Origin of the sequence: Pseudomonas sp. B23(2017) (assembly GCF_002113725.1) — a bacterium.
Taxonomy (GTDB): domain Bacteria; phylum Pseudomonadota; class Gammaproteobacteria; order Pseudomonadales; family Pseudomonadaceae; genus Aquipseudomonas; species Aquipseudomonas putida_Z.
On the sequence record NZ_NEJM01000006.1, the window covers coordinates 128,108 to 142,468 of the forward strand.

The window sequence follows — 14,361 nt, forward strand, 5'->3', positions numbered from 1 at the left end:
TCATGAATGGTTCTGAATCACAGCGATTTCCCGCTCTGCCATCTTCTTAGCCGCGCTCTGCCCGCGAACTCGTTTGGCTGCAGCATTGGATTTTTCGACGAAAGTGTTGCCATTGAGGTACATATCCTCGATCGCTCTCGCCAGTTGTTCGTAGCTCTCCGGTTCGACTACGTACCCGGATGTGTTGTCGACGAACTCAGGAACGGCGGCGACGGCAGTAGTTACCGGAACGAGACCAGACGACATGGCTTCGTCACGGGATACACCTTGGGTATCCATGCGGCTTGGGCAAAGGAAGATGCCATAGTCCTTGTGCGTATCGGCAATTTCCGAGTGGTTGAGGAAGCCCTGTTGGATCTTGACGTTGCCGTAACTGCGCAGCGGCGCCAAGGTTTCGTCAAACAGCGGGCCGTCGCCGATCAGGCAGAACTGCATGTCGTTGAACCAGGATTTGCCCGCCAGGCTCTGGATCGCCTTCACGGTCAGGTCGTTGGCATAGGTCTTCGAGGTATATGGACGAATGGACAGCACTTTCTTGCGCTGCTCGGCCGCCTTCTCGCGATGGTCGAACAAGTCGGTGTTGATCGGGTTGTGAATGATTTCGAACTGGCCTTCCGGTAGGCGGAAGCCAAGATCTTCCATCACTTCTTCTGCGAAGTAGCGCGATACAAATACCAGTTTCAGGTTCGGGTGCATTGGTTGTAGCAGTTCGCGCCAGAACGTCATGCGTTTTTCGCTGGCGAGCTTACCCAGGCGCAGTTGCTCATCGGTGGTGAAGTTGTACTCACGACGCCACCAAGGCTGGATATCCGCACCATGTACCCAGACAGTGATGCGCGTGCTATTCAGGAACGGACGCAGCGTGTTCCACATCTGTTCGTCGAGGAAGTGCACGAGGATCGATTTGTAGCGATTTTTCTCGAGCATTTTTGTCAAGGTCGAAGCGCAGCCGGTAACCACATCGACGTTCTGGAACTCGTGGTAGCTGACCGTTTCGTTCGGTCGCAGACGGAATACGTCTACATGGACCCCACGCTCTTGGTAGGCCGTGACCCGGGTGTGCACGAACTTGTTGCGGTACAGGTCTGAGTAGGCCGGGTAGTGGTTGGTCAGTAGCAAGTGCTCTCCGCGGCCCATCATTTCAGATGGCTGCAGGTTGCGGTGCCCCAGGACCAATGCCTTCAGTTCAGTGCTGCCGGCAGAGTAGGCACGCAGACCGAAGCGAATGTAGACAGCTTCCGGTGGAATATCGGAAGTTTGGTTACGGTTGGCATGTTGCATCACGTGGCTGATGCGCTGCTTGTCGGCATCCAGGAACAGCACGACCAACTGCAGATTCAGGCCTGCCGTGCAGTCAACAAACAGCTTGAGGCGGCCATTGTCACAGCCCAGTTCATCTACACGGACTTCCTGCTGGGCATAGATATATTCATGCTTGCCGTCGGCCAGCTTGGAGTGTATACGCCAAGTATCGCCATCAACGACCAGGTCAACGAACTTGTTACGGATGATGCCAAACATCTCAGCCAAACCGCGCCCCGTGATTTCCGGTGCGTCATGGCTGATCTGTAGCGGGGCAATGGATTGTGCACGCGCTTGCAGTTGATCGATGGTCATACCGAGGTTCAGCTCAAGGTCGTTGACCTTGGCACTGATGCTCTCATGCTGTGTAGCACCGTTCTCGCAATAGTTGAACGGATCGATGGCCAAGCCTTGGTCATGGGTGTACTGCAGCGACGACAGGTTCTTCAGCCAGCTGCGTAGCGGCTGTTCGGCAACGACTTCGGTAGCAACCAGCGAACGGCGTGCGCTCAGGGTCTGGGTCGGGCGGTAGGCTTGTTCGTTCGACAGCAGTTCGGCATTTTGGCTCTTGCAGGTGAAGTGGGCCGCCTTACCGACTACCTGGGCTCGGCTGTATCGGGTTGCCAGCGCCAAGTCGAGCAGGTAGTTCGGGCCATAGTAGTCGCCGGGTACAAAGGCGGCCACCCAAGGTGAATTGCCAACCAGCTCTCCCAGCGAGGTCTTTTTCAACTGCGCAGGCTTGAGCACCAGGATGCGTGGATCGTCGCTGACGATGCTCCCCAGGTAGGCATCACTGATGATGACCATGCGCACCTGGCTGTAGGTTTGGCGGTTCAGGTGAGCGCGCAGCATATCGAACTGCTCGCGATCCTGGGCTTCACCGATGACCACGATCTCCGGCAAGCGCTGGGCTTTCGCGGTACCAGTGACCTTGTTCATCACGTATTCGAGACGCTGGGTGTAGGTGTGCTCCTGCATCACTTTGCGCAGGGCAGCCAAACGCAGCTTGTCGCTATTAAGCGGGTCTTCGGCCAACAGCTGCAGGCGGCGCAGCATTTCCTCGCCATTGTCGGTGGTGACGACTAGGTCGCCGAACAACAGGCGCACACCGCGCGAGAAGTTGCTGACAGTGATGGTGTTGCAGCCCAGCAGCTCGAACACTCGACGCGCGAACATCGATTGCGATTGCTTGATCGAGTTCAGGTTGATCGCATAGCGGTAGCCCTTGTAAGCAGTATCGATTTTTTCGAAGGGCAGGGTACCGACGATGTACGGCTGGTATTCCTCGGGGAACTGGTAGTTGACGTCGTTCTTGCCGAAGTTTCGGTCGAAGATCTCCAGCGGGCGGAACTTAGGTAGCTCGCAGACGAAGTTGCCCAGATCGCGGGTACGCTCCGGGTAACGGACGTAGTAGGCACCGGCAAAGCAGAAGGCGTCTTTGCGCTCGTACAGCTCGATCGGGTTGTGCAGTGCTGGCTGGCAGGCGAACGGCAGCAGGTAGACGCGGTCGTGTCCGAGCGCACCTTTGTAGCGGTGGATGCAGTCGATGTCGGTGGTGAACACATGGTCGAACTGCTTGGCAGTGGTCAGGAAGGTCTCGAAGTGGACCGGGTCTTCCTTGTTCCAGAACACAGTTGGAACCTTGTTCTGACGGCACCAGGCCAGAATGTCCTGTAGCTCCTGGCTGTTGTGGCCAACCTTGTTGCCCCACAGATCGTCCTTGCCGCGCCAGGCGGATTCGATGAACAGCAGCTCTGGGCCGAAGCCGTCGATCTCGGCTTTCCAGTTGGCGGGTGTCAGCGGCATCAGGTCGCATTCGTAGCGATAGGAGCCGAAGGTGAACTCGTCCATCACGCACGCCACTTTTAGGCGGCTGACGGGCTGGTCGACTTGGCGCAGTAGGGTCGTGCGGGCCTGCTCACTGGTTGCCAGAGCGGTTGGCAGCTTGAGGTAATTTTCGTCCTGAGCCGGTACCGGTGGCAGCAACACCTTGCGCGGCTCGTTGGCCAGCAGCTTCTGCTCGTTTTGCTGGCGCTGCTGGCTAGCTTTACGGTACAGGCGCAGCAGGCGTACTGGCAGCTTGACCAAGCCGCCCAGCGAGGTGGCGCTGTTCTTGATCTGGTAGCCAAGCTGATAGGTCATGCTTGCGCGGGTTTTCACTAGGCGCTGCTCTGCCAGGTGGCGTTGGGTGTTGGCGCGACCGAGGTTTTCATTGAGCTCGTCGATCTTGCGCTGCTGAGCGGCGCTGCGCTCTAGCAATTGACTGAGGCTGGCCTTCAATTGTGGGATTTGTTCGCCTGTCAGGGTGCGGTACTTCATGTTTGCCGCACCAAGGCCTGCCTTGGACGAATTGAGCTCGGCCTCTAGCTGCTGACGCAGGCCTTGCCATTGCTCATTCGTTGCAGCAAGGCTGACCTCGGCTGCTTGGCGGCTGGCGCTTTCGAGCATCAATTGCTCTTCAAGATCCGTTTTAGCTTGATTGAGGGCAGTTATGGTATTTGCTTGGCCCGCCGTGACTTCTTCGGCTTCCGTAATAGCCGCGGTCAATGCTTGCACCTGGTCTTCTAGCTCACTGCGGTGTTCAAGCAGCGCATTGATTGTGTGGACTTGGGCCGCATGCTCACGTTCGGTACGAGCTTGAATTTCATTCATATCTCTCAACCGGGCTTCCAGTTGAGATTGGCTAGCTTGCAAAGCCGTAATAGTTTCGTTCTGAGCATCTTGTCTCTGCAGGCTCAGAGTCTGCAGTTCATTCATGGCCTGGCGATGGTTTTTCAGCTCGAGTTCCAGTTCAGCCTGGCGCATGTGCAGCGCTGCGTTGGTGTTGGTCTGTTCGTCAATTACTTGTTGACTTTGAGCCAGCAAGTCACTTGTGTGTCGCGCTTGGCTTTCCAGTTCAGCTTCAAGCTCTGCCTGACGTCCATGTAGGGCAGTAATAGTTTCAAGATGGGCAGCACTTGTTTGTTGGGCTTGGAGGTGTTGCCCGGTTAGCTTTTGTAGCTGTTGTTTGGCCTCTTGAAGCTCGCGAGCAAGCGCTTGCGCCTTATCAGCTTCAGGTTTTACTTGAGCAAAGGTTTCAGTAACTGCACGGTACTTTTTGTTGGCTTCTTCCAATCGTTGCTTGATGTCTTCGAGTTCCTTGACACGTTGGGCCTCGACTTCAAGGACTTCATGGTAGGTCTTTTGCAACGCTGCAATATCTGCATCGCGTGTATGCAGTTGCTTTGAAAGCGCGTCAGCTTTTTGCGCCTCCGGCTTGAGCTGGCCAATCTGTTCCGTAGCACTGCGATACTTTTTGTTCGCTTCATCCAGACGCTTGCTAATTGCGCCGAGATTTCCCCGCAAAGTGCGCTCGATGGCTTCGAACGCCTTTTCCAGTTCACGAACGCGATCAACAGTCAGCGAGTCGATTTCACCTGGCTTGTGCGTTTCGCTCTTCACCGCAACGATGCCCAGCCACTTGCCGAGCACCTTGACTTCGACAATCTGCAAGTGCTCGGCCAGCAACCGGAACGGTTCCATCAGGTAGAACGTGTGCTTGTGGTCAATGAAGTCATTGACCCCGAACGGCACGGTAATCACCAGGCGGCCACCCTGCTTGAGCAGGTCGTGGGCCTTTTCGACGAACAGTTCCGGTCGCACCAGGTGTTCGAGCACTTCACTGATGACAATGGTTTCCGGTTCAACCTCGAGCGTGTCCAGCGCGAGGAAGTCTGAATTGATATACGTGACGTTCTGCTGGATGTGGGCCGGTTCGGCAGACAGGTAACCCTTGGCCTCTGCGATGGCCTGCGGGCTGGTATCCACACCGGTGACCTGGCAGCCTTCACGTGCCAGCAGCAGGGGCACGATGCCCTGCGAGCAGCCGACATCCAGGATCCGGCGCCCTTTGACCTGGGCGCAGATCCAATGGATGCGGGACTGCGTTTCCCGCATGAACTGCTCCCCCAGCTTGCCGTAATAGGCTTCCATCACACGGTCATGAATATCGGCCAAAGGTGAAGGCAGCTCTGTGGTCACGGTAGGTTTCTCAAGCGTGGGGTTGTTCATGCGGTTTGCTCCATCAAGCCTGGGTAACGCCGGCGGCGTCGATCACGAATGCCGCGTCGCGCACGTTGAAGGTGCCGCGGAATTCGCGGTGCTTCACCAGCAGTACGTGGATGTCGGCGCTGTCCTGGGCAAAGTCGAAGTCCACATGCTCGTGGCGCGCCAGGCGCTGCGGCAGGGCTTCGATGTTCGGCTCGACCAGTTGCAGGGTGGCTTCCAGCTCGTTGCCCAGGCGTTCGGCAATGCTCAGGGCAGGGCTTTCGCGCAGGTCGTCGATGTCGGCCTTGAAGGCCAGGCCGTAGCAGGCAATTTTCACTTGCTGGGCGGACTTGCCCGGGTTCTTGATCAGGAAGTTGGCCAGGGCCATCTTGACCTTGTCGATCACCCACTCAGGCTTGCTGTCGTTGACCACGCGGGCGGTGCGGATCAGGCGCGCCTGCTCTGGGGTCTGGCTGACGATGAACCATGGGTCGACGGCAATGCAGTGGCCGCCCACGCCTGGGCCCGGCTGCAGGATGTTGACGCGCGGGTGGTGGTTGGCCAGGCGAATCAGCTCCCACACGTCGATGTCCAGCTTGTCGCAGATGATCGACAGTTCGTTGGCGAAGGCAATGTTCACGTCGCGGAAGCTGTTTTCGGTCAGCTTGCACATTTCTGCGGTGCGGGCGTTGGTGACGATGCACTCGCCTTCAACGAAGGTGCGGTACAGGCGTACGGCAGCTTCAGAGCACTTCCTGGTCATGCCGCCGATGATGCGGTCGTTTTCCACCAGCTCGCGCAACACGTGACCTGGCAGCACGCGCTCAGGGCAGTGGGCAACGCGGATATCGGAGTCTTCACCGTGGCTTTGCGGGAAGCTCAGGTCCGGGCGGGCCTGGGCCAGCCAGAAGGCCATCTGCTCGGTGGCGCCGACAGGGGAGGTGGATTCCAGGATGACCAGGTCACCCTTTTTCAGCACGGGCGCGATGGCCTTGCTGGCGGACTCGATGTAGCTCAGGTCCGGCTGGTGATCATCCATGAACGGGGTTGGCACGGCGATCAGGAAGGCGTCGGCAGCTTCCGGAACGGTGGAGGCGCGCAGGTAGCCCTCGGTCACGGCAGCGTGTACCACCATGTCCAGCTCAGGCTCGACGATGTGGATTTCACCACGGTTGATGGTGTCGACTGCGTGCTGGTTTACATCGATACCGATCACGTGCTTCTTGCGGGCGGCGAAAACGGCGGCGGTTGGCAGGCCGATATAGCCCAGGCCTACGACGGAAATCTTGTTGAAGCTCATGCTACTTCCTTGGAACGGGAGAAGTTGGAAAGTGCGTCGAGGATTCGCGCGCACGCTTTTCCATCGCCGTAGGGGTTGTGGGCGAAGCTCATCTCGCGATAGGTCGCATCGTCGGTCAGCAGTTTCGCCAGGTTTTCGGTGATCGATTCCACGTCGGTACCCACCAGCTTGACGGTACCGGCAGCCACGGCTTCCGGGCGCTCGGTGGTGTCACGCATGACCAGTACCGGCTTGCCCAAGGCTGGGGCTTCTTCCTGGATACCGCCGGAGTCGGTCAGGATCAGGTAGGAACGGGTCATCAGGTAGACGAACGGCAGGTAGTCCAGCGGCTCGATCAGGTGAATGTTGTTGACGTCGGCCAGCAGGCGGTTGACCGGTTCGCGCACGTTCGGGTTGAGGTGTACCGGGTAGACGATGTCCACATCAGGGAATTGACGCGCGGTTTGCACCAGGGCCTGGCAGATGCGCTCGAAGCCGCCACCAAAGTTTTCGCGGCGGTGGCCGGTGACCAGCACCATGCGGCGCTCAGGGTTCAGGAAGCTGAACTGGTTTTCGAACTGGCTTTTCAGCTCGGGGCTTTCCAGCTTGCGGACCACTTCCAGCAGCGCGTCGATCACGGTGTTGCCGGTGGTGTAGATGGTCGCGGCGTCCGTACCTTCACGCAGCAGGTTGTCCTGAGAGGTGGAGGTGGGCGCGAAGTGCAGGGCGGCCAGTGCCCCGGTCAGGCGGCGGTTGCCTTCTTCCGGCCATGGCGAATACAGGTTGCCGGTGCGCAGGCCGGCTTCCACGTGGGCAATCGGAATCTGCTGGTAGTAGGCGGCCAGGCTGGTGGCCAGGGTTGTTGCGGTGTCGCCGTGCACCAGTACCACGTCGGGCTTGAACTCGGCCAGCACAGGCTTCAGACCCTGCAGGATGGCAGTGGTCACATCGGTCAGGTCCTGGCCGGGCTTCATGATGTTCAAGTCGTAGTCGGGCGTGATCTCGAACAGCTCCAATACCTGGTCGAGCATCTGGCGGTGCTGGCCAGTTACGCAGACACGCGACTCAAAACGGTCGTCCTGGGCAAGGTTGAGGGCCAGGGGGGCCATTTTGATGGCCTCTGGGCGGGTGCCAAATACGGTGAGGGTCTTGAGGGACACGGCGACGGTCTTCTGTGTATTGATGTAAAGGCGATTGGATCTGGTGTTACGGGGTGCAGATCACAGGTATTACGCAAATCGGCCGGGGGGAGTGGCCTAGGGGGCTCCACACACGCAAGCGCGAACGGGGGGCTTTGAAGGTGGTGAAGAAAAATTCATTTGGCTCGGATCCTTCAAGCATAGCGGTTGTCCAATGACCGCAAATTTATCATTTCGTCATCAAGATGACATCCCGTATGGCACGTTTTTTTCCCCTGGTCGTCCGAATTTGCCCCTATCTATCGGATGATTGGATCCTATTTTTGAAAGTTGCATCAAGAAAAACGATTGTTTGATGTTATTCAGGCATCATGCCAATAAAGTCAATACAACCGAGGCATACGACGAATGGGATGGGGCCTTGTCCGGCAAGGCTTGTGGGAAAAACAACAGCTTTTGGTCTGAATGAAACCTAGGTTAAACGGGAATTTACCTAGCGGCGATTTGCTATCGCCTTTGTTTCATGAACTTATACTGAAATATGGCGTAACGCCATTGCTTTTGGGTGGGCGAAGTTGTTTTTTTAATGTCGGATTCGGTAACGATTAACCAGGTCAAGAGCCTTTTTGCAAAATGGCAGAGCCGCTAGGGTTGATTGCGCAGTCGAAGGAAAACGGCTGCTGGAAAATGACCAACCCAGGAGTGTTCACCATGCGTAACAACGTTCTGTCGTACCTGCTGCTGCCGCTGTTCGCCAGCCTGTCCTTTTCCCTTAGCGCTGCCCCGGCCAGCGCCACGGCGGTGCCCGAGCCGGTCCCGGTGGTAAGCCAGCAGCAGGCCCAGCAGCCGCAGCGGCTGGACCTGAACACCGCTGACGCGCTTACTTTGCAGAAGGAGCTGAACGGGATAGGGAAGGCCAAGGCTGAGGCCATCGTGGCCTACCGGGAGGCCAATGGGCCGTTTGCCTCGGTGGATGAGCTGCTGGAGATCAAAGGGATTGGTAATGCGTTGCTGGAGCGCAACCGGGACAAGGTGATGGTGGAATAGGGGGGGAGGGGCTGGGGTTTGTGTCCTGGCCCTGACTTTCATGAAGTAGGCGATCTAATTGGCTGGTTGACGCGCCCCCTGTAGGAGCGGCCTTGCGTCGCGAGAGGGCTGCAAAGCAGCCCCAGCTATTCCTGTAGTGCCGCTGAACCCCGTGGGCCGCTTTGCGGCCCTTTCGCGACGCAAGGCCGCTCCTACATCGACCGTAACAGCCGGTCAGATCGTGGCAGCGCCAGCGACCGGGGTGCGCTAGCGGTCCTGCGCATCCTTGGCATCCGCTTCGGCATTGCGCTCATGCACCTTGCGCAGCTGTTCTTCGGTCAGTGGCAGTTTCTTTGCCGTGTCGCGCAGCAGCATCAGCCCGCCGACGATCGAGCCGAGCGCTATGATGAGTATCAGCCAGGCATACCAGGGCATTGTCGTTCTCCTTTGCTGGTGATGGGCAGCGCTTGTACAAATGTTGAGCAATTGCCCGTTCCGTTGGTTCAATTATAGGAGCCAGCCACTGTCGGGCCAATTCCGTGACCCGCGGGCCCCAAAGCCTGTGCCACTTCGTTTACAATGCGCGCCGTTTTCGACTTGCCAAGAGACCCTGCCCATGTCCGCCTGCCAGACGCCCCTGATCGTCGCCCTGGATTTCCCTACCCGTGAGGCCGCCCTGAAGCTGGCTGACCAGCTTGACCCTGCGCTGTGCCGGGTGAAGGTTGGCAAGGAGCTGTTCACCAGCAGTGCTTCGGGCATTGTCGAAACCCTGTGCGACAAGGGCTTCGAAGTGTTCCTGGACCTCAAGTTCCACGACATCCCCAACACCACCGCCATGGCGGTGAAGGCTGCCGCCGAGATGGGTGTATGGATGGTGAACGTGCATTGCTCCGGTGGCCTGCGCATGATGGCGGCCTGCCGTGAAGAGCTGGCCAAGCGCAGCGGCGCGCAGCCGTTGCTGATTGGTGTGACCGTGCTGACCAGCATGGAGCGTGAAGACCTGGCCGGCATCGGCCTGGATGTCGACCCGCAAGAGCAGGTGCTGCGCCTGGCGGCGCTGGCCGAGAAGGCTGGCATGGACGGTTTGGTGTGCTCGGCGCTGGAAGCCCCGGCGCTGAAGGCGGCGCACCCGTCGCTGCAATTGGTGACCCCAGGCATTCGCCCGGCGGGCAGTGCGCAGGATGACCAGCGCCGTATCCTCACCCCGCGCCAGGCACTGGATGCGGGTTCGGATTACCTGGTGATCGGCCGGCCGATCAGCCAGGCTGCCGATCCGGCGCAGGCGTTGGCTGCGGTGGTGGCGGAGATTCGTGGGTAAGTAGCCCGCGTTGTAGAGAAAGGCCAGCATGAGAGTGCTGGCCTTTTTTGTTTGGTACATGGCACCGCCTTTGGCGGTGATCGCCGGCAAGACGGCTCCCACAGAAGAGCGCAGCCTCACAGGCAGAGCTGGACCTGTGGGAGCGGGTGAGTCAGCTTTTGGATTTTGGGTTGTTCCCTCAAAGCCTGTCAGTGCAGCTTGTTCTTGGCCAGTTCGATGTCGTTCATCAGGGCCTTGGCCATGGCCAGCAGGTAATCGGCGGAGCCCAGCAGTTTGTGGTCATCTTCCATGTCGCCTTCGCGCACAAGGTGCTTGATGTAGCCCAGCAGCACTGACACGTGCTCGTAGGCATCATCGATCGGCACGCCGGGCTGTACGCGGAGCAGGTCCAGGGTGGGGTTGCCGGCTTCGAGGAAGGTTTCCAGGCCTGCGGTGAGGATGGGGGAGGGGGTGTTCTTTTTCATGGTGAAAATCCAGTGCGTGACGAGGAGCAACCACCCGGATCTTTCTCACGGACAAAGGTGGCAGCCATTGCGCGGGGTGAGAAACCGGTGCACTGACGCCGGCCAAGCCAAAGCCTGCCCGCGAATGGCTGCCATTGAACAGTGGAGCAGCAGTGCATAACAGGTTCTCACACCCGGTCACCAACATGGCGACCCGGTGAAGTTATCCCTGAGGGATTTCCCCGACAATTCAGCTGCTTCCGAACGCTGCGTAGGATAGTTCGCTTGCTGCTTCAAGCTGAAGCGGTGGGGGCAAGGTTCAGGAAAGTCTGACGCGCTGCGAGCGAGGTGCGGCAGTTATCGCCGGGGCCGCTGTGCGGCCCAATCGCCGGCAAGCCAGCTCCCACAGGTACAGCGTCGGGCTCAACGGTGGCGCTGTACCTGTGGGAGCTGGCTTGCCGGCGATGAGGCCAGTGTTGGTTACCTCAATCTCAAACCTTGAGCACCAACTTGCCAAAGTTCTCCCCACTGAAAAGCTTCAGCAAGGTCTCGGGGAAGGTCTCCAGCCCTTCCACCACATCCTCCTTGCTCTTCACCTGCCCGCTGGCCAGCCACCCGGCAATCTCCAGCGCAGCCTTGCCGTAATCCTTGGCGTAATCCATCACCACGAAGCCTTCCATGCGCGCGCGGTTCACCAGTAGCGACAGGTAGTTGGCCGGGCCTTTTACCGCTTCCTTGTTGTTGTACTGGCTGATCGCGCCGCAAATCACGATGCGTGCCTTGAAGTTGATGCGGGTCAGCACGGCGTCGAGGATGTCGCCGCCGACGTTGTCGAAGTACACGTCCACGCCTTTGGGGCATTCGCGCTTCAGGCCGGCCAGCACGTCTTCGGCCTTGTAGTCGATCACCCCGTCAAAGCCCAGTTCGTCCTTCAGGTACTGGCACTTCTCGGCGCCGCCGGCAATGCCGACCACACGGCAGCCTTTGATCTTGGCAATTTGCCCGACAATGCTGCCCACCGCGCCGGCCGCGCCGGAAATGACCACGGTGTCACCGGCCTTGGGCTGGCCGACGTCCAGCAGGGCGAAGTAGGCGGTCATGCCGGTCATGCCCAGCGCCGACAGATAGCGCGGCAGGGGCGCCAGGCTGGGGTCGATCTTGTGCAGGCCCTGGGGTTCGCCAGTGAAGTAGTCCTGCACGCCAAGGGCGCCGCTTACATGGTCGCCCGGCTTGTAGGCGGGGTGGTTGGAGGCAACCACTTCGCCAACACCCAGCGCGCGCATCACCTGGCCCAGGGCCACGGGCGGGATGTAGGACTTGCCTTCGTTCATCCAGCCGCGCATGGCCGGGTCCAACGACAGGTACAGGTTGCGCACCAGCACCTGGCCTTCGCCGGGTTGTTCGGCGGGCACGGTCTCGAAGCTGAAGTCGTCACGGCGCACGGCGCCGACCGGGCGTTTGGCGAGCAGGAAGCGGCGGTTGGTGTTGGTCATGGCGGGTCCTTGTGGGCAATGGAAGGGGGAGGCGTCAAATCTACCCTGTTGATGTAGGCAGGTCCTTAACATCACTGACAAGCATGGTAGCCCAACCGGTGGGGTGATGATGCTGCCCGGGCGGGTGGTGGCTGACTATGCTCTGAACCCCACCAAGCACGCTTTGGAGCACGCGATGAGCATGACCTTTTCCGGCCAGGTAGCCCTGGTCACTGGCGGCGCCGCCGGCATCGGCCGGGCAACCGCCCTGGCTTTCGCCCGGGAGGGCCTGAAGGTGGTGGTGGCCGACCTCGACCCGGCCGGTGGCGAGGCCACTGTGGCCCTGATCCACGCTGCTGGCGGGGAGGCGCTGTTCATTGCCTGCGACGTTACCCGTGACGCCGAGGTGCGCCAACTGCACGAGCGCCTGATCGCTGCCTACGGACGGCTGGACTATGCCTACAACAACGCAGGTATCGAGATAGAGCAGGGCCGCCTGGCCGAGGGCAGCGAGGCGGAGTTCGATGCCATCATGGGCGTCAACGTGAAGGGTGTGTGGCTGTGCATGAAGTACCAGCTGCCGTTGCTGTTGGCCCAGGGCGGTGGGGCCATCGTCAATACCGCTTCGGTGGCGGGCTTGGGCGCGGCGCCGAAGATGAGCATCTACAGCGCCTCCAAGCACGCGGTGATCGGCCTGACCAAGTCGGCGGCCATCGAGTACGCCAAGAAGGGCATCCGGGTGAATGCGGTGTGCCCGGCGGTGATCGACACCGACATGTTCCGCCGTGCCTATGAGGCCGACCCACGCAAGGCCGAGTTTGCCGCTGCCATGCATCCGGTGGGGCGCATTGGCAAGGTCGAGGAAATTGCCAGTGCCGTGCTGTACCTGTGCAGTGATGGCGCGGCGTTTACTACTGGGCATTGCCTGGCGGTGGATGGTGGGTCTACGGCGATCTGAGCCGAAACCGCGTGGCCTTCTTCGCGGGTAAACCCGCTCCCACAGATACCCCGTTGCCCTCAGGTCCTGTGATGTCCCTGTGGGAGCGGGTTTACCCGCGAAGAGGCCCTGGCAGACCACCACAATGCCAGCCCTACAACCACACACCCCACCATCAACACCCCACCAAATACCAGCAACGCCAATCGTGATCCCAGCCGGTCGCTCAACAGCCCGGTAAAGATCACCGGCAGGCTGAACCCCAGGTACGCCAGCAGGAAGAACCCGGCACTGGCCCGTGTCTTCTCGCTGCCGGCCAGCTGGTTCACCGCCGCCAGCCCGCCCAGGTAGATAAACCCGTAGCACGCACTACTGGCCGCCACCGCACCCAGCAATACCGCGCCCAGCTGGCCGCTGTCCGCGCCCCAGGCCAGCACGGCATAGCTGCACGGCAATATCACCAGCCCCAGCAACGTGGCCGTACGGCTGCTGAGGCGCCGTGCCATGGGCTGGAACAACAACCCGCAGCTGATCACGCAAAAGGTCGAGAACCCCGACCAGGCGCTAAGCCCATGCTGGCGCAGGATGCCCGGCAGCAGGGCGATCACCAGCCCCACGCAGGCCCATGCCAGCAAAATGGCCAGGCCATAGGCCACGCTGCCACGCGGGTAGCAGGGCAGGCGCAGCATGGGGGTGCGTCGTGCCGGGCGTGGGTCCGGCAGGCGCCACACCAGCAGCATGGCCAGCGCCGCCAGCAGCAGTTGCAGGTGGAAGCTGCCTGGGGTCAGGCTGGGGCCGCGTAGCAGGAACAGGCTGGTCAGCGCCGCGCCCAGGCCAAAGCCCAGCGAGGTGCTGGCGGTAACCCAATTGGCGGCGCGGGTGTTGTCCGCGCCGCCCATCAGTTCACCCATGTAGGCGGTGGCCGTGGCCGAGGCCAGGCCGGTACCCAGGCCGAGGAACAGCCGCGCAAGGCCCAGGGTTTGCAGGCTGGGGGCCAGCAGCATCAGCATGGTGGCGACCATCGACAGGGCCAGTGCGGCGAGCACCAATGGCCGGCGCCCAACGCGGTCGGCCAGCCCGCCCAGGGCCAGCAGCACGGGTAGCACGCCGAGCACATAGCCGGAGAAGGCCACTGCGGTGGCGGCGGCGCCTTGGCCGGAGAGGTCGGCGTAGGTGATGTACAGCGGGGCCTGCAGGTTGACGGCCAGGGTGATCAGGCAGAGTGCGAAGGCCAGGCGGGCCGGGGCGGAGGGCATGGGTAGGGATCCTGGTTCTGTAGTGGCTGTACCGGCCCTTTCGCGGGTGAACCCGCTCCCACAGGTACTGCACCGCTCTCGGGTTGGGTGCTATCTCTGTGGGAGCGGGTTCACCCGCGAAAGGGCCGTGCCTGCCACTCTGATGCCAGCCCATACCCATCAC

General features: G+C 60.3%; 10 protein-coding genes. 3 read left to right on the plus strand and 7 right to left on the minus strand.

The genetic code is table 11. The features are described 5' to 3' along the window. The 3 genes from CAG46_RS12285 to wecB are packed head-to-tail and all read right to left on the minus strand — an operon-like array spanning nucleotide 1 to nucleotide 7,767. Nucleotides 1-5,352: a methyltransferase domain-containing protein gene (locus CAG46_RS12285; RefSeq protein ID WP_085617714.1), complete on the minus strand. Its 5,352-nt coding sequence runs from the start codon at nucleotides 5,350-5,352 to the stop codon at nucleotides 1-3. Between the two features lie 13 nt (nucleotides 5,353-5,365). Then, nucleotides 5,366-6,628: a UDP-N-acetyl-D-mannosamine dehydrogenase gene (gene wecC / locus CAG46_RS12290; protein ID WP_085617716.1), complete on the minus strand. Its 1,263-nt coding sequence runs from the start codon at nucleotides 6,626-6,628 to the stop codon at nucleotides 5,366-5,368. Further along, nucleotides 6,625-7,767, minus strand: coding sequence for a non-hydrolyzing UDP-N-acetylglucosamine 2-epimerase (wecB, locus tag CAG46_RS12295; RefSeq protein ID WP_085617718.1), 1,143 nt, complete (start codon nucleotides 7,765-7,767; stop codon nucleotides 6,625-6,627). Before wecB ends, wecC begins: the two co-directional genes overlap by 4 nt. A gap of 690 nt (nucleotides 7,768-8,457) precedes the next feature. Between wecB and CAG46_RS12300 the strand changes: the two genes are divergently transcribed. Further along, nucleotides 8,458-8,793, plus strand: coding sequence for a ComEA family DNA-binding protein (locus CAG46_RS12300; protein WP_085590160.1), 336 nt, complete (start codon nucleotides 8,458-8,460; stop codon nucleotides 8,791-8,793). Nucleotides 8,794-9,039: 246 nt separating this feature from the next. Here the strand turns inward: CAG46_RS12300 and CAG46_RS12305 are convergent, their stop codons facing one another. Then, nucleotides 9,040-9,207 (minus strand): DUF2897 family protein, encoded by a 168-nt coding sequence (locus CAG46_RS12305; RefSeq protein WP_010952850.1) that lies wholly within the window; start codon nucleotides 9,205-9,207, stop codon nucleotides 9,040-9,042. A 181-nt stretch (nucleotides 9,208-9,388) separates the two neighbouring features. On the opposite strand from CAG46_RS12305, the gene pyrF reads away from it, so the two are divergent. Continuing rightward, on the plus strand, nucleotides 9,389-10,090 hold the full coding sequence (pyrF, locus tag CAG46_RS12310; RefSeq protein WP_085617720.1) for an orotidine-5'-phosphate decarboxylase: 702 nt from the start codon (nucleotides 9,389-9,391) through the stop codon (nucleotides 10,088-10,090). Between the two features lie 188 nt (nucleotides 10,091-10,278). On the opposite strand, the gene CAG46_RS12315 is transcribed toward pyrF, so the two are convergent. Next, nucleotides 10,279-10,554 (minus strand): DUF3077 domain-containing protein, encoded by a 276-nt coding sequence (locus tag CAG46_RS12315; protein ID WP_038409084.1) that lies wholly within the window; start codon nucleotides 10,552-10,554, stop codon nucleotides 10,279-10,281. Nucleotides 10,555-11,024: 470 nt separating this feature from the next. Next, a complete protein-coding gene (locus tag CAG46_RS12320; RefSeq protein WP_024086491.1) occupies nucleotides 11,025-12,026 on the minus strand; it encodes an NADP-dependent oxidoreductase in 1,002 nt (333 codons plus the stop codon). 175 nt (nucleotides 12,027-12,201) lie between these two features. On the opposite strand from CAG46_RS12320, the gene CAG46_RS12325 reads away from it, so the two are divergent. Further along, nucleotides 12,202-12,963 (plus strand): SDR family oxidoreductase, encoded by a 762-nt coding sequence (locus CAG46_RS12325; RefSeq protein WP_085617756.1) that lies wholly within the window; start codon nucleotides 12,202-12,204, stop codon nucleotides 12,961-12,963. 59 nt (nucleotides 12,964-13,022) lie between these two features. On the opposite strand, the gene CAG46_RS12330 is transcribed toward CAG46_RS12325, so the two are convergent. Then, entirely contained in the window at nucleotides 13,023-14,198 is a 1,176-nt protein-coding gene (locus tag CAG46_RS12330) for an MFS transporter (protein ID WP_085617722.1), read from the minus strand. Between the last annotated feature and the right edge of the window lie 163 nt (nucleotides 14,199-14,361).

Excerpts from the sequence above, each read along its gene's own strand:
- CAG46_RS12285 (WP_085617714.1), bottom strand. The coding sequence starts at position 5,352 with ATGAACAACCCCACGCTTGAGAAACCTACCGTGACCACAGAGCTGCCT.
- wecC (WP_085617716.1), bottom strand. The coding sequence starts at position 6,628 with ATGAGCTTCAACAAGATTTCCGTCGTAGGCCTGGGCTATATCGGCCTG.
- CAG46_RS12300 (WP_085590160.1), top strand. The coding sequence starts at position 8,458 with ATGCGTAACAACGTTCTGTCGTACCTGCTGCTGCCGCTGTTCGCCAGC.
- CAG46_RS12305 (WP_010952850.1), bottom strand. The coding sequence starts at position 9,207 with ATGCCCTGGTATGCCTGGCTGATACTCATCATAGCGCTCGGCTCGATC.
- pyrF (WP_085617720.1), top strand. The coding sequence starts at position 9,389 with ATGTCCGCCTGCCAGACGCCCCTGATCGTCGCCCTGGATTTCCCTACC.
- CAG46_RS12315 (WP_038409084.1), bottom strand. The coding sequence starts at position 10,554 with ATGAAAAAGAACACCCCCTCCCCCATCCTCACCGCAGGCCTGGAAACC.
- CAG46_RS12320 (WP_024086491.1), bottom strand. The coding sequence starts at position 12,026 with ATGACCAACACCAACCGCCGCTTCCTGCTCGCCAAACGCCCGGTCGGC.
- CAG46_RS12325 (WP_085617756.1), top strand. The coding sequence starts at position 12,202 with ATGAGCATGACCTTTTCCGGCCAGGTAGCCCTGGTCACTGGCGGCGCC.
- CAG46_RS12330 (WP_085617722.1), bottom strand. The coding sequence starts at position 14,198 with ATGCCCTCCGCCCCGGCCCGCCTGGCCTTCGCACTCTGCCTGATCACC.